Source organism: Desulfonatronospira thiodismutans ASO3-1 (genome assembly GCF_000174435.1).
In the GTDB taxonomy this organism is placed as follows: Bacteria; Desulfobacterota; Desulfovibrionia; order Desulfovibrionales; family Desulfonatronovibrionaceae; genus Desulfonatronospira; species Desulfonatronospira thiodismutans.
On record NZ_ACJN02000001.1, the window covers coordinates 1,271,217 to 1,295,272 of the forward strand.

At 47.7% G+C, this 24,056-nt stretch carries 29 protein-coding genes; 18 read left to right on the forward strand and 11 right to left on the reverse strand.

Annotation, left to right across the window (positions count from 1 at the left end):
• Nucleotides 1–83: 83 nt before the first annotated feature.
• Nucleotides 84–2,951, reverse strand: a complete 2,868-nt coding sequence (locus DTHIO_RS05875) for a helicase-related protein (RefSeq protein WP_008869427.1) — start codon at nucleotides 2,949–2,951, stop codon at nucleotides 84–86.
• Between the two features lie 195 nt (nucleotides 2,952–3,146).
• Nucleotides 3,147–3,314 (reverse strand): hypothetical protein, encoded by a 168-nt coding sequence (locus DTHIO_RS05880; protein WP_008869428.1) that lies wholly within the window; start codon nucleotides 3,312–3,314, stop codon nucleotides 3,147–3,149.
• A 94-nt stretch (nucleotides 3,315–3,408) separates the two neighbouring features.
• Here DTHIO_RS05880 and DTHIO_RS05885 point away from each other — a divergent pair, with 94 nt between their 5' ends.
• The 10 genes from DTHIO_RS05885 to DTHIO_RS05930 all read left to right on the forward strand — a co-directional run bounded on the left by DTHIO_RS05885 (nucleotide 3,409) and on the right by DTHIO_RS05930 (nucleotide 9,723).
• The gene (locus DTHIO_RS05885) at nucleotides 3,409–3,834 is read left to right on the forward strand and encodes a putative toxin-antitoxin system toxin component, PIN family (RefSeq protein ID WP_008869429.1); all 426 of its coding nucleotides are present in this window, start codon (nucleotides 3,409–3,411) and stop codon (nucleotides 3,832–3,834) included.
• The gene (locus DTHIO_RS05890) at nucleotides 3,831–4,067 is read left to right on the forward strand and encodes a YlcI/YnfO family protein (RefSeq protein WP_008869430.1); all 237 of its coding nucleotides are present in this window, start codon (nucleotides 3,831–3,833) and stop codon (nucleotides 4,065–4,067) included. The genes DTHIO_RS05885 and DTHIO_RS05890 overlap by 4 nt, the downstream gene beginning before the upstream one ends.
• 672 nt (nucleotides 4,068–4,739) lie before the next feature.
• A complete protein-coding gene (locus DTHIO_RS21995; RefSeq protein WP_040417598.1) occupies nucleotides 4,740–5,027 on the forward strand; it encodes a hypothetical protein in 288 nt (95 codons plus the stop codon).
• Nucleotides 5,028–5,090: 63 nt separating this feature from the next.
• Nucleotides 5,091–5,504, forward strand: a complete 414-nt coding sequence (gene arfB / locus DTHIO_RS05900) for an alternative ribosome rescue aminoacyl-tRNA hydrolase ArfB (protein ID WP_008869431.1) — start codon at nucleotides 5,091–5,093, stop codon at nucleotides 5,502–5,504.
• Between the two features lie 127 nt (nucleotides 5,505–5,631).
• Nucleotides 5,632–6,012, forward strand: a complete 381-nt coding sequence (locus DTHIO_RS05905) for a hypothetical protein (RefSeq protein WP_040417600.1) — start codon at nucleotides 5,632–5,634, stop codon at nucleotides 6,010–6,012.
• A gap of 148 nt (nucleotides 6,013–6,160) precedes the next feature.
• Entirely contained in the window at nucleotides 6,161–6,580 is a 420-nt protein-coding gene (locus DTHIO_RS05910; RefSeq protein ID WP_008869432.1) for a Ros/MucR family transcriptional regulator, read from the forward strand.
• Nucleotides 6,581–6,588: 8 nt separating this feature from the next.
• On the forward strand, nucleotides 6,589–7,176 hold the full coding sequence (locus DTHIO_RS05915; RefSeq protein ID WP_008869433.1) for a TetR/AcrR family transcriptional regulator: 588 nt from the start codon (nucleotides 6,589–6,591) through the stop codon (nucleotides 7,174–7,176).
• A 671-nt stretch (nucleotides 7,177–7,847) separates the two neighbouring features.
• Nucleotides 7,848–8,753 (forward strand): transposase, encoded by a 906-nt coding sequence (locus DTHIO_RS05920; RefSeq protein ID WP_008869434.1) that lies wholly within the window; start codon nucleotides 7,848–7,850, stop codon nucleotides 8,751–8,753.
• Nucleotides 8,754–8,928: 175 nt separating this feature from the next.
• Nucleotides 8,929–9,276 carry a lipopolysaccharide biosynthesis protein gene (locus DTHIO_RS05925; RefSeq protein WP_008869435.1) on the forward strand — a complete coding sequence of 116 codons (348 nt, stop codon included), beginning with the start codon at nucleotides 8,929–8,931 and terminating at the stop codon, nucleotides 9,274–9,276.
• 120 nt (nucleotides 9,277–9,396) lie between these two features.
• Nucleotides 9,397–9,723, forward strand: coding sequence for a sensor histidine kinase (locus tag DTHIO_RS05930; protein ID WP_008869436.1), 327 nt, complete (start codon nucleotides 9,397–9,399; stop codon nucleotides 9,721–9,723).
• Nucleotides 9,724–9,755: 32 nt separating this feature from the next.
• On the opposite strand, the gene DTHIO_RS05935 is transcribed toward DTHIO_RS05930, so the two are convergent.
• Both DTHIO_RS05935 and DTHIO_RS05940 read right to left on the reverse strand, forming a co-directional pair.
• A complete protein-coding gene (locus tag DTHIO_RS05935) occupies nucleotides 9,756–10,004 on the reverse strand; it encodes a DUF2442 domain-containing protein (protein WP_008869437.1) in 249 nt (82 codons plus the stop codon).
• Nucleotides 9,997–10,266, reverse strand: coding sequence for a DUF4160 domain-containing protein (locus DTHIO_RS05940; RefSeq protein ID WP_008869438.1), 270 nt, complete (start codon nucleotides 10,264–10,266; stop codon nucleotides 9,997–9,999). The genes DTHIO_RS05935 and DTHIO_RS05940 overlap by 8 nt, the downstream gene beginning before the upstream one ends.
• A gap of 618 nt (nucleotides 10,267–10,884) precedes the next feature.
• Between DTHIO_RS05940 and DTHIO_RS05945 the strand changes: the two genes are divergently transcribed.
• From DTHIO_RS05945 to vapC, 6 genes are all read left to right on the forward strand, one after another.
• A complete protein-coding gene (locus tag DTHIO_RS05945) occupies nucleotides 10,885–14,508 on the forward strand; it encodes a PAS domain S-box protein (RefSeq protein ID WP_008869439.1) in 3,624 nt (1,207 codons plus the stop codon).
• Nucleotides 14,509–14,882: 374 nt separating this feature from the next.
• Nucleotides 14,883–15,386, forward strand: a complete 504-nt coding sequence (locus tag DTHIO_RS05950; protein WP_008869440.1) for a hypothetical protein — start codon at nucleotides 14,883–14,885, stop codon at nucleotides 15,384–15,386.
• Between the two features lie 235 nt (nucleotides 15,387–15,621).
• The gene (locus DTHIO_RS20410; protein ID WP_008869441.1) at nucleotides 15,622–15,915 is read left to right on the forward strand and encodes a type II toxin-antitoxin system RelE/ParE family toxin; all 294 of its coding nucleotides are present in this window, start codon (nucleotides 15,622–15,624) and stop codon (nucleotides 15,913–15,915) included.
• Entirely contained in the window at nucleotides 15,887–16,243 is a 357-nt protein-coding gene (locus DTHIO_RS05955; RefSeq protein ID WP_244156318.1) for a HigA family addiction module antitoxin, read from the forward strand. Before DTHIO_RS20410 ends, DTHIO_RS05955 begins: the two co-directional genes overlap by 29 nt.
• Before the next feature lie 418 nt (nucleotides 16,244–16,661).
• Nucleotides 16,662–16,910, forward strand: coding sequence for an antitoxin (locus DTHIO_RS05960; protein WP_008869443.1), 249 nt, complete (start codon nucleotides 16,662–16,664; stop codon nucleotides 16,908–16,910).
• Nucleotides 16,894–17,295 carry a type II toxin-antitoxin system tRNA(fMet)-specific endonuclease VapC gene (gene vapC / locus DTHIO_RS05965; protein ID WP_008869444.1) on the forward strand — a complete coding sequence of 134 codons (402 nt, stop codon included), beginning with the start codon at nucleotides 16,894–16,896 and terminating at the stop codon, nucleotides 17,293–17,295. Before DTHIO_RS05960 ends, vapC begins: the two co-directional genes overlap by 17 nt.
• A 142-nt stretch (nucleotides 17,296–17,437) precedes the next feature.
• Here the strand turns inward: vapC and DTHIO_RS05970 are convergent, their stop codons facing one another.
• Nucleotides 17,438–17,788 carry a type II toxin-antitoxin system YhaV family toxin gene (locus DTHIO_RS05970; RefSeq protein ID WP_008869445.1) on the reverse strand — a complete coding sequence of 117 codons (351 nt, stop codon included), beginning with the start codon at nucleotides 17,786–17,788 and terminating at the stop codon, nucleotides 17,438–17,440.
• Nucleotides 17,788–18,102 (reverse strand): type II toxin-antitoxin system PrlF family antitoxin, encoded by a 315-nt coding sequence (locus tag DTHIO_RS05975; protein WP_008869446.1) that lies wholly within the window; start codon nucleotides 18,100–18,102, stop codon nucleotides 17,788–17,790. The genes DTHIO_RS05970 and DTHIO_RS05975 overlap by 1 nt, the downstream gene beginning before the upstream one ends.
• Nucleotides 18,103–18,535: 433 nt before the next feature.
• On the opposite strand from DTHIO_RS05975, the gene DTHIO_RS05980 reads away from it, so the two are divergent.
• Nucleotides 18,536–18,790, forward strand: coding sequence for a ribbon-helix-helix domain-containing protein (locus DTHIO_RS05980; protein WP_008869447.1), 255 nt, complete (start codon nucleotides 18,536–18,538; stop codon nucleotides 18,788–18,790).
• Nucleotides 18,784–19,149, forward strand: a complete 366-nt coding sequence (locus DTHIO_RS05985) for a type II toxin-antitoxin system PemK/MazF family toxin (RefSeq protein ID WP_008869448.1) — start codon at nucleotides 18,784–18,786, stop codon at nucleotides 19,147–19,149. Before DTHIO_RS05980 ends, DTHIO_RS05985 begins: the two co-directional genes overlap by 7 nt.
• Nucleotides 19,150–19,645: 496 nt before the next feature.
• On the opposite strand, the gene DTHIO_RS05995 is transcribed toward DTHIO_RS05985, so the two are convergent.
• The 5 genes from DTHIO_RS05995 to DTHIO_RS06015 form a co-directional block, all read right to left on the reverse strand.
• Nucleotides 19,646–20,317 carry a nucleotidyl transferase AbiEii/AbiGii toxin family protein gene (locus tag DTHIO_RS05995; protein WP_008869449.1) on the reverse strand — a complete coding sequence of 224 codons (672 nt, stop codon included), beginning with the start codon at nucleotides 20,315–20,317 and terminating at the stop codon, nucleotides 19,646–19,648.
• Nucleotides 20,317–20,625 (reverse strand): hypothetical protein, encoded by a 309-nt coding sequence (locus DTHIO_RS06000; RefSeq protein WP_008869450.1) that lies wholly within the window; start codon nucleotides 20,623–20,625, stop codon nucleotides 20,317–20,319. The genes DTHIO_RS05995 and DTHIO_RS06000 overlap by 1 nt, the downstream gene beginning before the upstream one ends.
• A gap of 384 nt (nucleotides 20,626–21,009) precedes the next feature.
• Nucleotides 21,010–21,858, reverse strand: a complete 849-nt coding sequence (locus DTHIO_RS06005; RefSeq protein WP_244156319.1) for a DUF4351 domain-containing protein — start codon at nucleotides 21,856–21,858, stop codon at nucleotides 21,010–21,012.
• Between the two features lie 796 nt (nucleotides 21,859–22,654).
• Complete coding sequence (locus DTHIO_RS06010; protein WP_008869452.1) at nucleotides 22,655–23,071, reverse strand: type II toxin-antitoxin system VapC family toxin; 417 nt, start codon at nucleotides 23,069–23,071, stop codon at nucleotides 22,655–22,657.
• Nucleotides 23,064–23,315, reverse strand: a complete 252-nt coding sequence (locus DTHIO_RS06015) for an AbrB/MazE/SpoVT family DNA-binding domain-containing protein (protein WP_008869453.1) — start codon at nucleotides 23,313–23,315, stop codon at nucleotides 23,064–23,066. Before DTHIO_RS06015 ends, DTHIO_RS06010 begins: the two co-directional genes overlap by 8 nt.
• Nucleotides 23,316–24,056: the final 741 nt, after the last annotated feature.

A 24,056-nucleotide genomic window follows, 5' to 3' on the forward strand; every position in this document is an offset into this window, starting at 1 on the left:
ACTCCTCGTTTCCGGAAAGAAAACCATCAGTTTCAGCATCCGGAAATAAAAAATTTCCGGATGGAAACTCATTACCTGCTGTTTCATCCCTGCAATACCGCCGCTACTTTGATGCTGGAATGCTCTTCGGTGGTCATGGTGTCCTCAATCCATTCCATGTATTCGGCAAACAGATTTTCCACCTCCCGCATACGCTCGTCCCTGCGCCTGGACTTTACATTCTCGGGCATGTATTTCTCATCAAAATAAAGCTGTATTTCGCGTCTGTGCCTGCCCTTCAACTGTTCCAGCTTTTCCAGGTGAGCATTGAGCTGAGGATTGACCCGGTTTTCAAATTCTCTGCGCACTTCGTTCATCCATTTCATGGCTTTCTGGACTACATCCGGCAGCATCTCTTCAGCCTGGCGGCTGACCTTCATGTTGCCGGGGTTGGAAAAGGTGCTGCTTCCAAGGCCGGTGCGCTCCAGAATTTTTTCTAAGGGCTCCATCCCCTTGAAGGCCCGGCCGGACACAGTGACCCCGAACCAGTTCTGAATAAGGGGCTGTCCCTTGCGGTTGGGAATGATTCCCGTGAGAATGTATATTATTTCCTCCGGCTTTAGAGAAGGCAGGGTAAGCACGGGAGCTTCGTTGCGTCCGAAACTGGTCTGTACCCGGTCATTGAGCCATTGCAGGACCGGATGGAGTGGCCACAGGTAGTGAAGCTCAGGCCAGGCCTGCTCATCCTTGCGGCAGCGTCTGATCTCCTCCTGCATGGTGTCTTTGTCGTCTGTAAACTTGAGTCGTCCGTTGCGGGGCTGGATTTCCCGGGGCAGAAATGCGAAACGGTGCAGGAGGTCCCCGGGCACATTCATATCCAGCACCCTCAGGCTCTCGTCAATATCCGGTGAAAGGTCATTGTCCTGATCCAGCCGGTTCAGGCCCAGGCGAACATATTCAAAATCATCTGCAAAAAGGGCAGGCATTTGTCCCAGGCGCTGCCGGGCTGATGTATCACTGCTTTTCTCCTGGCCCTCTTCCAGAAAGGCCAGCAGATCCAGCGGGCCGTCCTGTGGGGCGGACAGGTCCCGGGCGGCAAAATCATCCGGGGAGAGCCCCTGTTCTAAGGCTCCAGCAGTTCTGGCTTCTTCTGCCTCCACATCATAGACGCCCATGAGGGCCGAAGGATCCCCGATATTTTTAATGGCTTCTTCATCCTTGCTGATTAAAAGCTCCAGGATGCGCATATCCCCGTGGATTTTGGGCTCCCGGCTCTGGATGGCCAGGTAACTGATCAATGGAGTCCTCTCCTGGCCATAGCGGTCTATGCGGCCGTTTCGCTGCTGAAAGACCATCAGGGACCAGGGGATGTCAAAGTGGATAAGGCGGTGACACAGGTAGTGCAGGTTGATCCCTTCGGAAGCCACATCCGAGGCGATAAGCAGACGCAGGGGCGATTCGTCCCGGCCGAAATCCTCCACCACCCGCTGCTGTTCAATGTCCGAGAGACCACCGTGCAGTCGTTCCACATGCCTGTCCTTGAGTCCAAGTGCCGGTGGCAGATGTCGATATAAAAACTCTAAGGTGGCAATGCGCTCGGTAAAGATGACTAACCTGTCCAGTGGATCTTTGCCGGTCCAGTGCAGTTCGCTGGAGGGACTGCTGAGCAGGTCCACCAGTTTTTGAAAACGGCTGAAACTCTCAGAAGTTATCTCTGCCACTGCACTTCGCAATTCCTTTAGAGACTGCACATCCCCGACATAGTCTGCCTGAGGTTCTCTTTGCAGTTGACGCAGCCTGGCATCAATGGTCTCCAAGCAGGCTGCAGGACTGGAGAACAGGGCCTTTTCCAGGGTGGTCTGAAACAGTTGGCCTCCGGTGCGCTTGTTGTTCAGGCTATGCAGGTTGAGTCCGGCCAGGCCTGCAAAGGCTCTTTCCTCCTGCTCAGTGGCCGGGATATGGCAGGTGCTGATGCGCCTTTCCTGAAATGAGCCCTTGACCTGATGCTGGATATCCTTTTTAAAACGGCGGATAAACAGGCCCTTTATGTCATCAGGTCCATAATCGTCCTGGTTGGCAATGGCTGTTGGGTCCAGCATGTTCATAAGGCTGGCGAAACTTCTGGCCCGGCCGTCATGGGGTGTGGCCGAGAGCATAATCAGAGAATCCGACTGCCTGGACAAGAGCCTGGCCAGACGCGCCCGCTGGGTGCGTCCATGTCCTCTTTCGGCCACGTTGTGAGCTTCATCTATGACAATCACATCCCAGGTCGCCTTTTCCAGATGCACCCTGAACTCATTGTCCTGCTTCAGGGTGTCCATGGAGATGATGGATTTATCAAAATAATAGAAAGGGTTATGATTGGTGGGAATCCTGGAACGTACCCGCTGCAGCCCTATGGAGTCCAGCCTGGTCAGGGGTATGGTAAACCTGGTCCAGAGCTCTTTTTGAAACTGGGTGAGCATGCTCTTCATGGTCACCACCAGGATGCGCTTGCCTCTTCCCCGGCGTATGAGTTCGCTCAGAAGCACCCCTGCTTCCAGGGTCTTGCCCAGTCCCACGGAATCGGCAATAAGAATGCGCTGTCTGGGCTTTTCCAGAGCCTGCAGGGCTGGATCCAGCTGGTACGGAACAAAATCCATGGCCGCCTGATGGCCTGTGTAAAGTCTGGAATCAGTAGGAGGTGTCTGGCGCAGCAGGCTTTCAAGATAGAGCAGGCTGTCCTGGTATTGGTTGGAAGAATCAGCAACAAGCCTGGTTCGGGCCGGGTCCAGGCTTTTGACAGGACTGTGCAGGGCCTCCAGATCTGTAAGGAATGTGGCTTCCCTGTCCCGGACCAGTTCAGACAGGCCGACACAGGTCAGGGCCTGTCCCCCTGTGGATGCACGGTCCACCCGTCTCACTAACCACTCAGCGTCCCGAACCAGCACCCTGGATCCCGGAGCCAGGGTCGAGGCGGATTTTTGAGACATTTTCAAGCCTTGCAGGTCAAAATTTTGCGGGAATAAGTAACTTGCGCCCTGGAGGTCCAGGCCGGATCTGCAGATACAAAACCCGGGGATAATGGCTCAAGATATAACCCTTGAACATTACATAGAAATTTAAGTACCGCATACCTCAAGGCGGACTAAAGGTCAACGAACAGACTCAAGTGCAGTATCTTTTTTTCACCACTCCCCGTCACGCACCTCCCGCACCAGGCGCAGGACTGCATGGTCGGGCATGTTTTTCAGTTTTTTTATAAGTTCGGCAAAGAGCTCGGGGCGGCTGCGGATGACTTCCTGGACCTCGGAGGAGACCTTGCCGGCCAGGACCAGGCAGGGTAAGACGGCCATGACAACACGCCTGAATCATTTGCATATGTGCTGCTCATAAATGATCCTTAATCGATATGGTTGACAATCATCTGGTATCATATATAATACCTGAATGAACCTGAATCAAATCGTCATTGACACCAATGTGATAGTTTCGTCCTTGAAATCAAGGCGTGGAGCTTCGTTCAGACTGATATCCCTGATCGGCTCCGGCCGGTTTGAAATCAATCTGTCGGTTCCCGTGATCATGGAATACGAGGATGTGCTTACCAGGAATCAGGACCAGCTCGTGTTTTCCAGGGCGGACATTGAAAATTTTCTCGACTACCTTTGCAGCCAGGCCAGGCACCATGATATTTATTTTCTGTGGCGGCCGGTTCTCAAAGATCCAGGTGACGACATGATCCTGGAACTGGCCGTCACCTCAAATTCTGACTGCATTGTCACCTTCAACAAGCAGGATTTTGCCCAAGCATCAAAATTCAGCATTTATACAGCAACCCCAAAAGAATATTTAAAGTCAAGGAGGATGATATGAGTACCCTGAGTATCCGTCTGCCGGATTCCCTCCATGAACGTCTCAAACAGATGGCCGAAAAAGAAGGAGTCTCCATGAACCAGTTCATAGCTTTGGCCTTGTCGGAAAAGATCTCGGCCCTGCACACCCTGGATTATCTCAAAGAACGTGCAGCCAGGGGCGAGCGCCGGGAGTTCGAAGCCATTCTGTCCAGGGTGCCGGATGTGGAGCCGGAAGAACAGGACAGGCTTTAGGATTCACCCCGGATCTCTTGCCCCCTGCCGGGGCCATCCTGGATTCCAGTTCACCTTGAGAATGCTTATGTATTGGACAAAACACCCCTGTCACACCAACCACGCTGGAGGAGGTGCATCAACATGCAAAAGAAGCATACATTGATCATAGACGAAAATAAGCCCGGTGGCATTGTTTCTGTCCTTTTTATATCAAACTAAACCGGCTGAGGCCCTTTTGCCTGAACCCCTTTACTTGCTCCTCCTAGGCCTGCAAAGCCTGGTTGATCACGTTCTGCGAAAGCTGAATATTTATTGTATATTCGCTTAGCATTTGTTATGTATCCTCAAAACGGCTTTCCAGGACTTTGAACATCTTTTTCATATTGCCCCCCTGCCCTGTTTGACCAACAAAAATACGGCTATACTCGGGCATTGAAAATCCATAATGTACTGCCTGCCAACTCCATCCCTGGCCTTCCCAGGTCTAAGCTGGTTACTCCAGTCCCAGATAAACTCTCGGGCCATGTCCCAGGTAACAAGGGCTTGTTTGTTACCTGGTTTCCATCCGGAAATTCTTTATTTCCGGATGCTGAAACTGATGGTTTTCTTTCCGGAAACGAGGAGTTTTTCTTTTGGCAAGGAAATCAAGCAATTATGAGGAGGCGTATCTTAATACGTTGACGAATAATTGTGCAGATTGACGCCGCCAAAGGGAAAAAGAACCGTTTCCGGATGAAAACTACCTGGGACAAAGTTTACTATATGCGCTTTTTACAGAGAGTTTATAGCGTGCAGCGCAGCTGCACGCTATGGAGCAACAATGCTCTTTTGGGCCGGCAACATAGGCCCGTGGGAAAACAAATAAACAAGGCAGGCAATGAGTGGGCAGGCTGTCAAAAGATCTGGGACAACAATATATGGCAGGCACTGCAATGTGAAACGGAATGGTACGATGAAGCAAAGCGCAGACTTGACTGACAACAATCCCCGTGCAAAAAGTTCCATCCATTATCCCGAATTATCACTGAACAGGCCAACCCAATGAAAATTACTGAGAACCTGTCCATAAAAGAATCGGAAATAGATCTCCAGGCGGTCCGGGCCAGCGGCCCCGGCGGCCAGAAAGTCAACAAAACGGCTTCAGCGGTTCAGCTGTTTTTTGATATCAAGGCCTCTTCATTGCCGCAAATCTACAAGGAAAGGCTTCTGAACCTGAACGATCAGCGCATTACCCGGGATGGAGTTATTGTCATAAGGGCCGAAAGGAGCAGATCCCAGGCAAAAAACAAAAAAGAGGCCCTAAAAAAGCTACAACTGCTTATCCAGCAAGCCACTGTCGAGCCTGAGCCCCGAAAACCAACACGTCCCTCCAGGTCGGCCAAGCAAAGACGTCTGGCGGAAAAGGCCAGAAGAAGCCGGATCAAAGAGATGAGAAAGCCTGTTCATCAGGAATAAAGATACCTGATGCAGGCGTAGCACACCCCCTGTCGTGGGCATGAATTCCCAAGGTTAATTTGCACCATGCGAGTTTACAGAGTATTGCGCCATACCGCATCAATTTTATCGGATCAAGTGGCCAAAGTTGGAAGAAGCAGTAAGGATTATATGTGGCCGTAATGATTTTGCGTTTCATGATTCACTTGCAGACTGTTATGCCGTACTTGAAATTTTGAAGATTATGGGTAATGATGGGGACACATACAAAGGCCAAAGATGGTCAGTGACTTACTCCTCAGACCCTGTCACAAAAAACAAGAAAAATTTGAACCGCAAAGCCGCTAAGTACGCAAAGTTAAAGACGCGAAGCAGGGGTATTGTCCAAAACCGGGACACGGTTTTGGACAAGGCTGCCTTTTCATTTGCCGCCTGCCCCGTTAAACGCGAAGCCTGTTTAACCGGGGTACACCCGGCAAATGAAAAAAAACCTTCCTGCCTTCCTTTGCGACCTTTGCGTCTTGAGTGAGTCTTCGAACGGGCGGTTAAGGTTTCTTTATTTCTTGGGTTGCGGGCGTAGTCCGCGTTAGATTATTTCGACAAACTGTATGCATAAGTTCTGGAGAAAAGACCATCACATATAGCATAGCATGAAACTAACCAAGGAGAATTATTAAATGGAAGATCACGTCAAACAAGCTCTGGAAATCGTGAAGGCCCAGGCCAGTGTACGGAACATGACAGAAGAAGAAATCAACTCCATGATTAAATCCCTGTCCGAGGGCATACAAAAGGCTTCACAAGAGGTAGCCGAGCCACAGGCCGAACAGGAGCAGCAACCGGCAACAGATCCCAAAAAGGCTATCCGGGAAAAAAGTATTCTTTGCCTTGAATGTGGCAAGTCTTTCAAGGTTCTTACCAAGAAGCATTTTGCCAAACACGATATGACTACAGAAGAATACAAGGAAAAGTGGGGTTATAAGAAGAATCAATCTCTGGTGTGCAAATCCCTGGCCCGGGAGCGTAAGAAAAAAATGCAGGAGATGGAACTGTGGAAGAAGAGGGAAATGAAGCCGAAGGGTAAAATTTTGGGGTAGAGAAATCTATGGCCAAAAACAAGAAGAAAAAGATTCTGGAAGCTGCCGCAGATCTGTTTGCATCCCATGGCTTTGACAATACGACCACCATGCAGATCGCCAAGGGGGCCAGTGTCACTGAGCCCCTTCTCTATTATCATTTCAAGGGCAAAGAAGACATTTTCTCCACCATCATAGAAGAGGTATTTCAGAAATACTCTGAACTTCTCAGCGAATTACCCAAGGATACCGAAACAGAGTTTGAAAAGATCGCCAACCTCATCAGGCTTCATTCGCGAATAGCTGAAGATCATCCCCAAAGTGCCAGGCTGTTTCTTTCCAACTGCCCGAGTAAACTGATGCATGAGCAGCATACCTGCCGGGATATCCTGGAAAAACAACAGCAGATGGTGTCGTCCTATATCCAGGACTGCCTGGAAGCCGGCAATGCTAAAAAAGAGTTTGACGCCCACCCTGTGGAGCACATGACCCTTATTTTATTATGTCTGTTCAACGAGTTCATGCGCATGAAAACCACGAGTGAGAAGAGATACCAGCCCGACATGCAGGCTACAATAGAACTCTGCCGGCGAGCTCTGGTGGGATCTCATTCATAGCTGCTGCACCATTAAATACCGTTTGTAGTCTGCACCTAAGGGCTTGAGGACTATGGCACGTTATGTCCTCAATTGACTGGTACTCAAAAACATGCAACTTGAATATAGTGAATATTCGCCGGAGGAAATGAATGGCCCCTTTGGTGCTTCGTTTTGAGGGCTTAAAATTCTTTTTTTATTCAAACTTCTGCTTGGGCAGGGAGATTTGACCTTGAGACTTTGAAAGGATTATTTGATGGGAGGCTGGGACTACCTTAAATACCACAGCCAAACTCTACTCTCTGGCCGGAATACAAGAATCTTTCAGCGTATCTGTTTAGCGCTTTGCATGTGGCATGGGGACTGGCTCTTCCGGGACCCACTTGTCCCAAAAAATGAGATATTTTAAGCACAAAATGATGCTCAAGTGGGTCCCGGAGTGCCTGTCCCCTGCTTTCCTTAAAAGCGCTAAACAGATACCTTTCAGCCGGGAATATAACAGCAAATTTGTGCGGAATGTGGCTGTGGTGGCGTCGGGGAAAGTTTTTAGCGGTGGAGCGCGGGGAAGGAAAAATATTGGAAAGAATTGCACGAATCGCGTCCGGCGCGAAACGTGCAAAACAGGACGGGCATGGGCGTAAGTTTACACAACGCGTCCGGCGCGAAGTGTGAACTTAGAACGGCAGTTTGATATGGAGACGATGCCAGCAGGTAACGAACAGCGTGTATTTCGGGCCAGGTATAAGATCGATACACCTGGTCTGATTTCGCATATTACCCAGCGGGCAGCAGGCAAAGAGCCTTTATTTCTGGATGACAGAGATTATCTGACTATGCTGGGGCTCTTCAAGGAAAGCTCGGAAAAGTTCAGTCTTGATTATTATGCCTTGTGTCTCATGCCCAACCACACACACGCTCTTTTAAAGCCAAAGGAAAGGAATCTGGCCGTGGCCATGCGCTCAATATTTTCCAGGTACGCAGCCAAATTCAACCGCAGGTACGAACGTCGTGGACATCTTTTTGGGGGTCGCTATCGTCAGTCCGTGTGCCTTGACGACACTTACCTGTTGACCGCATCGGTTTACATACATCTAAATCCTGTCCGCGCCGGTCTGGTAGACGATGCACTTCAGTACAGGTGGACTTCAAGTGCTCTTTACTGCCAGGATAATCCCAAGGAATCCTTTATTGACCCGGGACCGATTCTTGAACTGGTGGATGATGACGGACAAAAGGCCCGCAGGAAATACCGGCGTATTCTGAAGAAAGCCAGGGGAGAGGAGCCTGAGAACGCCCTGGAGCACCAGGGGGCCATTGAAAGATTCTGTATTCGCCTTTCAGAGATTTTTCCTGGTTTGTTCAAAAGGCTTGGCGGGAAAAAAGATGCAGGTCAGGACCATACGCCTTCTTTGCTTGAACTGACCGAACTGGAGCAAAGGCTGCAGGACCTTGGCAATGCCCGTGCCCGCAACGAGGAAAGCAAAATGGTCAGGAAATATATTGTGGAACAGCTTATTGCCCGGGGTTACAAAAAGACTGAGATCGCTGAGAAGCTGGGGATATCGCTCAGGAATGTTTATTATATCCTTAACTCATAGAGGGGCTGAGCTGAATAAATTGCACGAAACGCGTCCGGCGCGAAACGTGCAAAAACAGCTCAAGGCCGCCAGTTGTGCTGCATGCTGCCTGGTTTCTTTGTTTGATCTGGTCAAAATCATTGGCTTCTAATCAAATATAAAAACGCTCCGGCGGGAAATGTAAATAAGAATAAGAATGGTCACGTTTGTAAAACGCAAAATCCACAACCTCGTCTCAGACAAGAAATTCTCCGAGATACTGCGGAACTCTGTTTGGGCGCTGGGGGCAAAAGTGCTGGCCGCTGTGCTTGGGATGGTGACCTACATCATAATCGCCAGATGGTATGGTGCTGATGTCCTGGGCATCGTGGCTGTGCTGCAGTCTTTCCTCATGCTGGCCACGATATTCACGGTCTTGGGTACGAATACCTCCATCCTGCGGCTGACTCCGGAGCATCTGGCCAAGTACCCCCCTACCTCGGCCTTTAAAGTCTACCGCAAGACCCAGTACCTGGTGCTGGGGGTTTCCCTGGTAACTGTTTGAGCTTATAACCCAACTGATTCCAAGCTGCATTCAAGATGATTTTAATGCAGGGATTCAGGCTGCTCATGCGAAGAGGCTTCGATTTATTCTCGGTCGGCTAAATGCAGCGACAGTGAGCCCATGATTAAGACTGTAATCCGCAATTTCCTGTTTGATGCCATTAAATTTACCCCTCGCGGGGGAAGAATCATGATTCTATCCAGTCAGGATGGACGCCATGCTGTTGTATCCGTTCAAGCCAACGGCATTGGTATGGTTCAGGAGATATTGTCTTCAATCTTTTCCGTTAAAAAGAAGCAATGGCAGATAGTAACTGAGGGAGAGAAGGGCACAGGTCTGGGTTTGATTCTGTGCAAACAGTTTATTGAACAGCATGGCGAAAAGATCTGGATTGAAAGTGAGCCAGGCCAGGGAACAACAGTCAGCTTTACGTTGCTTCTGGCATGAATGGTTCAGGCTTTGTATCAGGCAGGATGGTACTAAGCGGCCTTGTGCAGTTTGCAGCTCTGATAGAGTTTGGCTGGCGACAATTCCAGCCCATGAGGCCAGCTCAGAGCTCCAGAGTCTACAAAAAAACGTTGAAAAAAGAGCTCATCATTTAATGGTTTCAGTAAAGGACCGCTTCTTTTTAAAAGGGATTTTCCGTCAAAAATTCCGGTCATTCCATCAGAAAATGACAGCTCAACCTGGTAGTCGCCAAGATATCTGGCCTGAGTAATTCTAATCATCGAAGTCAGCTCCCTGTATACGTTCCAAGGGTTCAAAACGTTGTGCCCTTTCCCAGTTTTCAAGCAGTTCAGCCTGATGTACAAGACACCATTCTCTAACAATTTTTGCTGCTTTATTCGGGAGGTATCCATCGGTTATGGTGCCTGTTTTGATTTCAATCAAGGCCTCGAATCCCTGATAAGCAGCGTGTATGTGTGGAGGGGGATGGTCATCATGTCTCATCCTTATAATGATGCCGAAAAATATTGATAAAACAGGCATTTCTTGATCTCAGGCATATTTATGGGCCAGCAGGTCTTTGAGTTATTTTTGCTGCGTACTTATTGAATATAGTCCTGGAGTTGGTCTTTGTCAAAACCCTCTGTGTCAAGTTCCGCCTGGATAAAGCTAAAGGGACAGCTAACGCGGGCCTTGGCCCGCAACCCAAGAAATAAAGAAACCTTAACCGCCCGCTCTCCCGCCCATAGCAGGATCGCTCAAGACGCAAAGGTCGCAAAGGAAGGCAGGAAGTTTTTTTTCATTTGCCACGCGTCCTGCCACGCTTCATAGCGTGGTTCTTGTTTTTTATGATAGTGTTTCACTGGTAAGCCACTGACATGATTGACTGCAATTCCAATAAAAAAGGTATGTTTTTATAAAAGATAATTCAGTCTTAGAATCCTTTTATATTACCAGTTGATATATAACATCTTTTTTGTAAAATTTTGCATTTTGCCAGATGCATGACAAAAAAATTGTAGAAATCTTAAATCGGTTATGGCATTCAGTTTAGCAACAAAGTGCAGACACAAATATAATGTTGCTAATGGGTGGGCTTTAATACTGCTTGAAAGATATTAATCCTGCCTTGTCTCAATTACTCAATCCAGGGAGCTTGTTATGTCCCAAAAGACCTCCCCGCCAACGGACCAAGGCTCAATCGAGCCACCTGTCTTTGAGAATCCTCAAGGCATCCTGATGAATGCCCCTGTGTGTATTTTTACCACCACGCCTGACGGACGCTATTTATCCGTCAACAACACCCTTGCCCGGATGCACGGCTATGATTCTCCCCGCCAGCTTATGGACTCCGTTACAGACATAGCAACCCAGATCTATGCAGACCCTGCTGATCGGGATAAACTGAAAAGTATGCTGGAACAATACGGCCAGGTCACCAACTTTGAGTGCCGGTTGCGGCACAGAAGCGGCAGAATTTTCTGGGTGTCTGAAAACATCAGTGTGATTAAGGATAAAGACGGAAATATCACTGCCTACCAGGGCTTTAATCAGGCCATCACCGAGCGCAAACAGACAGAACTGGCGCTTCATAAGAGCGAGGAACGCTTTTCACTGGCTATGCAGGCAACCAGAGACGGACTGTGGGACTGGGATGTGACCACTGGAGAGGTTTATTTCAGTCCGGGGTATGCTCGGATGTTAGGGTATGATTCCACTGAAGTGCCTCCCCATGTACAAACATGGCTGGATCTTATTCACCCAGAAGACAAAGAGAAAGCCTACCAGGCCAATCTGGACTGCATAAACAACCTGGTGGACTCTTTTGAAGTCGAGTTTCGCATGCAGGCCAAAAATAGAGACTGGGTCTGGATTCTGGGCCGGGGCAGTGCAGTCAGAAGAGATGAGTCCGGCAAGGCCCTGCGCATGATCGGGACGCACACGGACATCACCAATCGCAAGCAGGCGGAAGAAGCAAGAATTGCAAGTGAACAGAAATTTAAAAACCTCATCGAGAAATGTCCTGCCTCTGTTATGCTGCTTGACCATCAGGGCCGGGTAGAATTTGTTAATGACTGGCATATAGAAAAATTTGCCAACAACAAGCTGGGCAAGGAATATTTTCTGGGCAGGTCCATACACGAGCTTCCCGGCCTGGTTAATGCCGGAGTGGATACAGAGATTTCCCGAGTTTTCCAGGGGGACGATGTTGAACTGGAAAATGTATATTTTCCCGAGTTTGCTGTGGGAGGTTCCGGATGGGTCAACATCAGAGCGGTGCCTGTTTATCAGGGGGGCCGGGTTGCAGGCGGAGTTCTGCTCCGGGAAAATATTACTGCACGAAAAAAAATGGAAACTGCTCTACAGCAAAGTCAGCAAAAGTTCAGATCGCTGGTGGAAAATACCCAGGACGTTATATACTCTCATACACCTGAAGGGCATTTTACTTATCTTTCTCCTCAGGTATCAGATCTTTTAGGCTACGAAGTCCAGGAGCTATTAGGCAAAAACTTTCAAGACCTTGTTCATCCCCAGGATCTGCCGGTGGTGCAGAGGGGGTTGGATAACGCTCTTAAAACCGATCAAAACCATGGCGAAGTAGAATATCGCCTGCTGCACAAAGACGGCCATTATCGCTGGTTTCATGTACGTGTTTCTTTTCAGCGAAACTCTGAAGGAGAGATTGAGTCGGTATTGGGAGTGGCCCGGGATATTACTGAACGTAAGCAGGCAGAGGAGCTTCTGCGGGAATCAGAAGAGCGCACCCGGCATTTGAATGCAGTGCTGAAGGCCTATAACCAGGTCAATGAGGTGATTTTCAATGCCGGGGATATAACCCCTCTGCTGCAGGAGGTTTGTCAGGCTCTGATTTCCACCAGGGGATATTATAATGCCTGGATCATCCTTCTGGACAAAAACAAAAATGTCACACATTTCGGCCAGGCAGGTCTTGATGATGAGTTCCAGGAACTTATTGACGGCTTTCAATATGGAAAGAAGCCTGCATGCGCTCTAAACGTATCAACCTCGCCAGGCCTGCAGGTTGTCATGGATCCGGGCACTGATTGCGAGGGCTGCCCTTTGGCTGAACAATATTCAGACAGATCCGGCTTCTCTGCACGCCTGGAGGTTGAAGGGTTTGTCCTTGGGCTGATCACAGTTTCAATCCCTGCAAACCTGGCCGGAGATTTAGAGGAGCAGGATTTGTTCAACAGCCTGGCCTGGACCATAGCCCAGGGAATTCAGAGAATCCGCCTGGAAAAGATCCGCCGCAGTCAAAGAGAACGCCTGAAGAATTATGAGCGGATCATCTCCAGGATCAATGATGGTATGGCTATAGTGGCTCCTGACTACAGGTATATAATTGTCAACGATGCTTACCAGCGGGAATTCGGCAAGCCACGTGAAGAGATTGAAGGACATACCGTGGAGGAACTGGTCGGGAAAGAAGTATTTTACAGCAAGATCAAGCCTCGTCTGGATACCGCATTCGCAGGTGAAGAGGTGGTCTCCGAGGACAGTTTTCCGGGACTGGACGGTGTTTTGAAGTATAAGGTGATGAACTATTATCCTTTCTATGAAAAGGACGGGAGTGTCGCCGGAGTCGTGGCAACGGGTAAAGATTTTACTGAGCAGAAAAAGGCCGAGGATGCTCTCAGGGAAAGTGAGGAGCTGTTACGGACTGTCAATGAGACAGTAGGCGAGGGAATAGTTCTTAAAGATGCCTCGGACAGGTTCGTCCACTGGAATAAAACCGCTTCAGATATTTTCGGACTGGATATTGAACATGCCAGAGGTCAAACTCCAGAGGTGTTTGATATAAAGTTCATTCACGAAGATGGAACCGAGTATGCTGGAGACGATTTCCCTTCTCAACACACATTACGCACTGGAGAACCTTGTAACAATGTAATCATGGGGATCAAGCGCAACAATCAGTCCACAACATGGCTGAAAATAAACACCCGTCCGATTTTTACGCCTGGCGAGGCAAAACCGTATCTTGTTGTCGTTTCTTTCTCGGATATCACTGAACGAAAGCATGCTGAAGAAAAACTCAAGAGCATGAATCAGCAACTTCAAAAGTCCAATGCAGAAAAGGATGAGCTTTTTTCATTTGTGGCCCATGATCTCAAGGCTCCCATTGCAGGGTTCTTGAGCTTAACCGAAGTACTGAACAAGTATTTCGATGATTTTTCCATGGACGAGTTAAGGGAGATGCTCAGTGAAATGCATAAGAGTTCGGAAGGTCTGCATGCTCTCCTGGAAGACCTCCTGCAATGGGCTCGAGTCAAAAAAGGGATGCTTGTATATACACCAGAATCAGTCTGCCTGAATGATCTTGTAACTGCCGGCATTTCTCTTGCCAGGAGTGTGGCTGACCAGAAGGATATCAATCTCTGGAATAACGTTCCCAGGGGGATGAACCTGTATGCAGATCAGAAAATGATATACTCTGTCATTCGCAATCTGCTTTTCAATGCACTCAAATTCACTTATCAGGGTGGAAACGTGTCCATCCACGCCCATAAGCAAGGCTCCATGGTCAAGATCATGATACATGATGATGGAATGGGCATGGACCAGGACACAGCGGCCAGGGTGTTTGCCATCGATAAAAGAAAGTCTGTCAAAGGTACTGATGGTGAAAAAGGAACCGGCCTGGGCCTTGCTCTGTGCAAAGAGTTTGTGGAGCAGCACGGAGGACGGATATGGATAGACAGCGAGCCTGGCCAGGGCACCACTGTGTATTTTACAGTGCCAGGCAACGGTGAAGTTGATTAGGCGGTAAGTTCTCAATAGTTCCGGGCAATGGGTCAAAACGGTTACAGTTTATGAGCAAAGTTGGTCAGAGGTCGGATATCGGAGCCCGGATGTCGGATATCGGACATCGGGCAACATTCCCACCATCGCGTTAACCGCTCATACCCGGCCTGGTGACCGGGAGAGGTTTCTGGAGGCCGGAATGGATGGCTACATAGTCAAGCCGGTGAATCACGAGGATTTTCAGAGGGTATTCAGTAAGTTTTTTGGAGAGAAGGAAATACAGGCCTGACTTTCAACAATCCGGCTATAGGGCTGTGTAGTCCGGTATCAGATTTGAGTGACAGGGTGAAACTTTGCAATTACTTGTTAGGTGTTAAGAGAAGGAGTTGGTCATGGCTATCTCAAGAACGGTGATTACGGGTGGCAACTCTGTCTGTATCGTGCTGATGGCGTTGCTTTTCCTACAACCATTTATCGTGAATGCTGATGATTCGAAACCAATCGAGTGGCGAGAAGCCTTCGTTACTGTCGATGTGGATATTCGAGAGATTGAAGGGCATAAGGATCATGCTGTCGGGCTTATGCAACAGCGAGGTTTTGCCTTTTATGAAGATGAAGAGGTAGCAACGGTAAGTACCTGGCTTACTTTCGAGCGATCCGGTGCAAAAACGAATTACCGTGGATATGCGATTTACGCATTCCCCGACGGAGCTACCAAGATCGGCAGTTTTATCGGTACTGGAGATCCACGAGGCGAGCAAGCGGGGCAGTTCACTCTGGAGGGTGGAACGGGTCGTTACGAAGGTATCACCGGGCAAGGCAGCTTTTCGGGACAGGGGTTCCCTCCCCATGGGGATATATACTTGGATGTCAGCGGAACCTACTCACTTCAATAGGGCGGGATTGCTCAACAATTCCATCCAACCGACGTTAGTTCCTTTCGTGGCTGAAGGATAGCGTTAGCTCAGACTACGGCCATGGCATAGTCCTTTCCATTTATTCTGAAGACTGCCGGAAGAAAGCTTGAACCGGTCAATTCATGTGCTGCCTGCATCAGTCATGTCATTTGCTCCTGACACTCCCTGGCATAATGCCTTGACATCTATAATGGACCTCATCATAATATAATATATGATAAGGACCTTTAAATCCGCCGACACAGAGGATATTTTTGATGGAGTGGCATCACAGGCAGCTCGAAGATGCTGTCCTCAAAACATCTGGCCGGTTACCCGCCGGAAACTGGATCAAATCAACAGAGTTCGGGATGTCAATGAACTTAAATTGCCTCCTGGAAATCGACTGGAACGCTTGAAAGGTGATCGGGAGAATCAATACAGCATTCGCATTAACCAACAATATCGCATTTGTTTTATATGGGAGGAAGGCGATGCCTATGAAATCGAAATCACAGATTGCCACTGATGCTGAGAGGCGGTTGCCAAGAAATCGTCCGCCGACACATCCAGGGGAGATGCTTTTTGAGGAATTCGTTAAGCCACTTGGGCTTACTCAAGTAGAACTGGCACGTTGTCTTGGTGTTTCTTACCCTCGTCTCAACGAAATTATCAAAGGCAAACGTTCAGTAACACCGGATACGGCATTGCGGCTTTCCCGGGTGTTGGGCATGTCCCCGGACTTTTGGCTTGGCCTGCAACAGGATTGGGACCTCTGGCATGTCATGAACAGCCCTGAAGCAGAAAATATCAATCGTCTGAAACCAATCCCCAGGAACCAACATTCTTTTGCATAACCTTTTTCAGCATTTGCTATATGTTCAGATAACACTTGATGGCTGTAAGTAAGAATAATGTTGGCTCAGCCTGCGGCTATGATCAGGCAGTAGTCTAATTCAATTATGTTCAAGACTGACACAACAAAGCTTGACCATTCAAGTTGGCTTAAACTTATCTAAGGGCATGAACGTAGCCTTGCACACCACAGGGTGATTTTTCAGTTTCCCAGCGCTAGAACCGACAAATAATGTGTTTACTGCCAAACCGTCCACCAACGCGTATGCAGCAGACAATCCCGTCGACAAGCAGGCTTGCCTCCGGTCTTGCTCCTGATCAGCCGCACATTATGCCAAAAATCATTGGACTTTTTTGGGCTTGACATTCAAATGCAAAGGTATATATTTTATGATATAGATCGCTAATTTGGAGGATAAAATGGATACTGCAAAATTATTTTTTAATGGACGAAGTCAGGCAGTTCGTTTGCCTAAGGCTTATCGATTCGAAGGAAAGGAAGTATACATTAAAAAAGTTTCTCAAGGAATTTTAATAATACCTAAAGATAAAACAGTATGGGGTGCTTGGGAAGAAAACTTAAAAAAATATGACGAACCGTTTATGACTGACAGGAATCAGTTCGATTCTCAACAGGAGAGGGATGGTTTAAATGATCTATTTGATTGATACCAATATTTGTATTTATTTAATGAACCAAAAACCCTCTAAAGTAATTCAAAAATTTAAAAACACAAAAGTTGGAGAGATCGGCATATCCACGATTACAGTATCCGAGTTAAATTATGGTGTTGCAAAAAGCAATTTAAAAAAACAGAATGCCCAACGACTTGAAGAATTTCTTACCCCATTTGAAATCCTGCCGTATGATGAGGCTGCATCAAAACATTACGGAATGATTCGCAGTGAGCTTGAATCACAGGGCAAAGTTATTGGCCCTCTTGATATGCTTATTGCTGCTCATGCGCTAAGTGAAGATTTGGTGTTAATTACAAATAATGAAAAAGAATTTCTAAGAATTAAATCATTAAAGGTTGAAAACTGGGCTAAGTAGAGGAATCGACACATAACAGAAAAATTTGAGGCTTCCCCCATTGGTTGGGAAAAAATAAGCTTGGTTAATGTGCAATCCGGCTATGCCTTAACAGTAGTCAGAAAGTGAGCTTGAAAGGAATACCATGCGAAAGGATCATTTGCTAGGAGGGTGGGACCACCTCAGTTTGCTGGTCATTGACCCAGGCATAGATAATGATCTTCGAAGCAGAGTCGTAGCGAAAAAAGAGGCGAAATCGCCTGCCTATCCTGGCCCTGCACCAGTGTCTGTGATCCTCTCCCAAAGTGTTGCCCTGGCGGTACACGGGATGACCAGGATCGGCAGGTATGGTCCTTAACATCAGCCTTGATAGCGCATGATACAGCTTGACATTTGCATTGGCCAGCCAGCCTTCAGGGTCGGAAGACCTGGCGCGTTGGCAAGCTGCAGAAAGGCGTTTCAGCTGTTGGATCAGGCAGTCATGAAAGAGCAGCGTCCAGCCATGGCTCTGCATTACAGGTGCACATCTCCAGAGATTTCCTGATCATGGCCTTGATCGTATTCAAGGGCCGTGACCAGGCTTTTGACAAGATCGTCCGGGAGAACTGAAACATGGCGGCCGTGCGCGATGTCCTGTTCCAGCAGATTCAAAAAAGAGGCTACAGCCGGGTCATTGTGCTCATCTTCGGGGCTAATTACGATTTCATTGCCGCGGAGGGTGAAGGCCAGCCTGGACCCTGCATCAATATTCAGAGCCTTACGGATGGCTTTGGGCAGGGTCACCTGGCCCTTGGAAGACATGGTGGCCATTTCTCTAATTGTCGTCATGCTCGTTGCTCCTGTTTCCTGTAAAGTAAGAATTATTCCTTACCATGTCAATCATAAACATTCTTTCAAACGAAAATCAGCAAACAGTTTTAGTTGAAGCAGGCCATGGAGCCGCCCTGGCCAGAAAGGCCATAGAGGCAAAAAGCTGCAAACTTGCGTAAAATTGTTCTGAATATATGGGAAAACATCGGCTAAGCCTGTGTAGTACTTCTTCTCAATTATTCTGAAGACTGGCAAAGCAAGGCTTGATAATTCAGACAGGGTAGGACTTTTGTCAATGCATGCACGTAGTCTTGACCCTTGGCAAATATTTTTCAACGCTATAGCTATAGAGAACATATCCTTATCCCAGATTGACATGAGAGAATAATAGTAGCAAGTATTGACATAGATCATACCTAAGGTTATACTTTTTTATCAGGAGGAGCAGTCAATGAGGAGTGTTAAGACCGCAATATCAATCGAAAAACCATTGTTTGAGGAAATCGACAACTTAGCCGATGAAATGAACATGTCTCGGAGTCGTGTTTTTTCGCTGGCGGCAAAAGAGTTTATTCAACGTCATAAAAACAAAGATCTGCTGGATGCTATCAACTCTGCATATGGCGATGTCACAGACGAAAAAGAAGCATCTCTTAAAACTGTGATGCGTTCCAGGCATCGCAACATGGTTCGAGATCAATGGTAATTAATCAAGGCGACATATTCTGGATAGACCTTACGGAGCCTTCCGGATCCAAACCAGGATACCGACATCCTCATATCATTATTCAAAACAATCTTTTCAATCGTAGCCGTATCAATACCGTTACTGTTTGTCCTTTAACATCCAATCTTAAAAGGGCAGCTGTGCCGGGGAATGTCTTGCTGAAAAAGGGCGAAGCAAATTTACCCAAAAAAAGTGTGGTCAATATTTCTCAAATCTTCACAGTAAATAAAAGTGACCTATCAGAAAAAATCGGATCCTTAAAATTCGGACGGTTTCAAGAAGTTCTTCAAGGTATAAAGCTGATTACCGAACCAAGAGAAGTGGATGATAAGGAATAAAATTTGAAAAACCCAACCAACCGCATCAAAACGATCTCAAAAACCCATCCTAATGCTGGCATTATACAACAATTAATGACGGATCCATTGTATACCTTGGCGGGGATATCAAGGTGTATCTGTTTAGCGCTTTTAAGGAAAGCAGGGGACAGGCACTCCGGGACCCAATAACTCTGTTCTGGAAGCCGACGATATGGTTCGAGGAGCCACTGCGGTATTTCAGGAAGTGCTGGGCCTACAATGATCAGAAAGCCAGGGGCTGGGCAGGTGATTTGCCGGGTTGGGCGAGGTTTTGCCTGGTGAAGAGACAGGTGACAGGAATCCCCTGTGAAGTCCCTCAGTTAAACAAAAGAGGGTTTAACCGGGTAAAATTCGGGAATTCCAAGGAGTTGTTTCATCACGCCACAGGCGTGACAGGCAGTAAAAACAAAAAGTTGTAGAATTGGTTTGTTCCTGAATTCTTCATTTCCTGACTTTTTGCAGGTGCATTATCCTTTTATGAGCAGTAATCAGATATTCTTTCAGAGTTCAGAGGATACTTGGTAATACTTTCAAATGAAACATCAGAGCACGCCCTGATGAGAATCTGCCTGTCCTGATTACTCAATTCAGAAAAATCACCTTCTTGAAAATAGGTCAAAGTCCGCACTATTTCCTGCACCGGTGCAAAAGGCCAGAGCGATAAAACGCATGAAAGACCCTGCTCCAGTTGGAAGCCTTTTTTCAGCATACAGGCAATATCTATATAGTCTTTAGCTTCCACTCTCTGTAAAACCGTTTTAAGCTTATGGCCCATTAAATCCAGAAGTGAAGCGACAAGGACAACTTTATCATCAGTTTCCAGGGGTGATTTGACACGTCCTGTTTTAATGCCTCCAAAGAAAGAAATCTTTACAGGATCATTATCAGTTAAAACAATGGTTAAGGTGTCTTCCTGAGCCTGAAGAACCTCATAAGTTCCAAGAGAAGAAACCATATGGCACAAACGGTCACTTTCAAAAGAGTCATGTGAGAAGAAATCAAAGTCAACTGATGATCTATGTCCCAGATGCAAAGCGATAGCCGTGCCTCCATAAAGAACAAAGTTTTTCGGAATGACTCCAAGCCTGTTCCATACGTTTCTTTGTGCTGGAGGAAGGATATTCAGATCAGGTTTAAATATATACATCAGGGTGTGACACTCTTCTGCCAGGTCCTTGTGGGCTGCTCAGGGATTTCGTTTTCATTGCCGGCTAAACCCAGTCTATAATGCCAGAAATGCCAGGCACGGGCAGTAAAAATACCAATTGGTGGATTTTTCAGGACGTCGGTCAATTCATCTCTGGTTATATTTTGCTCCAGCCAGTATGTATCTTCCAGTGTGCCAAAAGTCATAAGGGCAGCTAAAAAATGTCTTTTGTTCTGCAAAGCCTGTTCAGGACTTTTCCACCAGACATATTTCTTTGCCAGTCTGCGAAGTTGTTCATTGTCAGGCACGATTTTTCTCCGGAAAATATTTCTCGATGGGTTGTCAGGTTGTGAGTTGAAAGTCATGAGTTTTTTCAGGAGCTGAAAAAAGTTTATGATTTAAGGGAATCAGGGGCTTAACGCAAATTTTGGAACAATATGTTGGCGGTGAAATTTACTTTAAAATAATTTGCCAGGTAACCATTCAGGGGGGGGCCTGGTGCCAGGGACTAAAACTGAGTACCCCCTGAATGCTTAGCTTTAATCTTCAAAACCGTGTGTACGAAGCACCTGCCTGCCCGCTAAAATTCCGCAGGACAGCAAAGCGCATTTTAGTCGGGTGTACGTCTGCAGGCTTCCCGTGCCTAAGAAGATTTTTGGCACCCCAAAGGATTCCTGCCTGACAGATGGGGATTAGCTGTCATTCAAAACTTCGTCCATGCTCTGGGCAGTAAGGATACGTTCTGACCATTGCCTCAGTTTTTGAGAATCGGCAGACTCAATCAATCGTTGCTTGTCTTCCGGGATAGGACCAAACTTAAGGGCCAGCTGGCGCAGAAGCAGCTGGGCTTCGCCTTTTTGCATGCCCTGTTGCATGCCCTGCTGCATGCCTTTCTCTATGCCCTCCTGCATGCCCTTTTTAAGGGCGATTCTTTCTATGCTTGTTACGTATGGCATTTGATACTCCTCCTCTATTTGACGAATATCACTGAAAATTTTGGATTCCAGGTCTTCAGGTAAGGACATCAGCCAGTCCAGCACTTTAAACAGATCCAGGATTCTCTGACGATCCCAGCCCCGGGCAAAGAGAATGCGGATCAGCCGGATCTTGGCTGCGTATCGCTCCTCTGGTTTGCCCTGGGTCTTTTTGGTCAACAGGTGCGCTGCTGTAACCAGAGCAAAAGCATTATCCGATTCAAGCAGTTGATCTATTTCCGATTCCCAGTCCAGAAGCTTGACAGCTGGGAAATCAAACCGCATCCGGCACCCGTAGAGCTCATAGCCAAAGCTGTCCGGATGCCAGCCCGGACTGGTATCAGCCAGCACCGCAAGGCTGGCCAGGGGCTTGTCGTACTGATCAAAAAGCCGGTAATGGTAGGTGAACATCCGCCTGGCAAAAACATCCTCGGCTTCTCCCTGCACCTCAATATGTACGCAGACCCAGCCTTCATCTCCACTCAACCTGCGTACCCGCACCAGCTTGTCCACATACCTGCGTCCAAGTTCAGCATCCTTAGTCACCTGCTGTAATTCTTTGTCCAAAAAATCATACCCTGAACTCCAGTCAATGTCAGCAAAAATTCCAGGGAAATAAAACTCCTTGTTTAACTTGGTGAACCAAATCCCTGGGAGTTCCCGCAGGGGGTTCACCGGGGCGGACCAAGCTCTTCTCTTCTTCTTCTTTTCTTCATCAAAAGACCAGCCCGCGAATAACGCTAATCACACTAATAAGATATATCCTCCCCGCCGCAGGCGATGAAGCCGTATCCCCTTTGATCAAAAGGTGATACATTCCCTTCTTCATTCTTATTCGCGAGATTTGCGTAGATTCGCGGGCAAACTTCTTCCTTCTTCCTTCCTTCCCACGAATAACGCCATCCACGCCAATAACAAATATCCTCCCCGCCGCAGGCGACGAAGCCTATCTGCTCCGGCGACCTGCCCAGTGAAACAGGGGTCCCCTCTGGGGTATTTCACAGGGGTGAGCCGGGCAGATATTACTCCTTCTTCATTCTTATTCGTGCTCATTCGCGTCATTCGCGGGCACACTTCTTCTCTTCTCTCCCCGCGAATCACGCTAACCCACGCTAATATCAGCCATCCCCGCCTTGCGGTGAAGCCTTATCCGCCAGGAGCCCTGTCACGCTACAGGCGTGATTTTCCCTGGCGGATAATTCATCCTGGACCTAAAGAGGCTATTTTATGAACCTATGCCCAGCGTAGTCAGGCACAAAAGGCGGTTACACATTTAAACTGCGGCAAATCTGATCACAGGCCTGGGCAATTTTTTTACAAAAGCCAAGAACTTGCCCTGATGGAAGCCGGTTTGTCCCGTGCTTTACTTTATTTTTAAAAGTTCCAGACCATTTTTCTCCAAGTCACTGTCAAAGGAATACACGCAGTTGACTCCTCTACTTTCTGCCCACCCCAGGAGGTAACAATCAACAACATCCAGGTTCTGTGACTGAAGCCTGCTTAAACACGCAATAATGACGTTCTTGTCCGTCATGCGAATACCCGAGAACTCGACAATTCGCCGAAATTTGTCCGCTACCTCGGCTCGGGGCGCCTTATAAAAGCTTGTCAGTACAAAATAGGCCTGGAACAGTACAAGATCCGGGAGAAAAACCGACAAGCTTCCAGCCTCCAGTTTTTCAAAAAAGCCAATCGCGCCTTCAAATTTCGCGTCTACGTCTTGGGATGACTCAGTTAGATAACGGACGATTACATTGGTATCCAATGGAATATCACTCATTGATCATCCCCTGCTTTAAGGCCTCATGCATCCCGCTTCGGCTTGGGAATTGTTTTCCTTTGGCATAAGCAGCCAGAGAGCCTGCCAGGACCCGGGACTCATTTTTATCAGGTTTACGAAGTTGGATTAAGCGACGTTCATGATCGAAGTTCACTTCAATACTGTCACCAGGTTTGATATCAAGCGCTTTACGTATTTCTACAGGAATGACCACCTGTCCTTTGTTAAACACTTTCATCCGCATAAGCCGCGCCTCCTATACAGCATATAGTTATACTATAAAGTATAACACATATGTGTGATTGTCAAACAGGCAACGAAGAAGAGAAGAGTTTTCCCCGCTCCGGTGAACCCCCTGCGGGAACTCCCAGCTCATTTTCATTGACACGTTCCGCAGGCTTAAACTTCTCTCCGAACATGCACTTAGTCTTGATCCTGCCACTTTTTTATCCTGCCCCAAACAAATCAGTTCTCATTTCAGATTGATTTTAGCGACAGATTAATTTGCCTAGAAAGATATACGCTAAGAAAAAAGGCTTGGCCTTTCCCTTCATGATAATTATTTGCCTTTGCGGAGCTGATCATGACCCGACCTTCCAAGAAAAAACGGAACTTTACTCTTCAAAGCCGTGTGTGCGGAGCACCCGCCTGCCCGCTAAAATTGCGAAGGACAGCAAAGCGCATTTTAGTCGGGTGTACGTCTGAAGGCTTCCCGTGCCAGAGAAGATTTTTGGCACCCCAAAGGATTCCTGCCTGACACATGGGGATTGGCTATCCTTGCAAAGAGAATGCGGATCAGGCGATTCTTGGCGGGAGCATTACGCGTTTCTGAAAACTGAATACATAAGGATTTTATCATAGCTTGTTTTGGTTAAAACTGTTTATTGCGCTCTTGGTACGGGGACTGTCCCCGGCTTCGGGACTGTCCCCATCCGGTTTTTCAGAAACGGGTAATGCTCCCTCTTGGCTGCGTATCGCTCCTCTG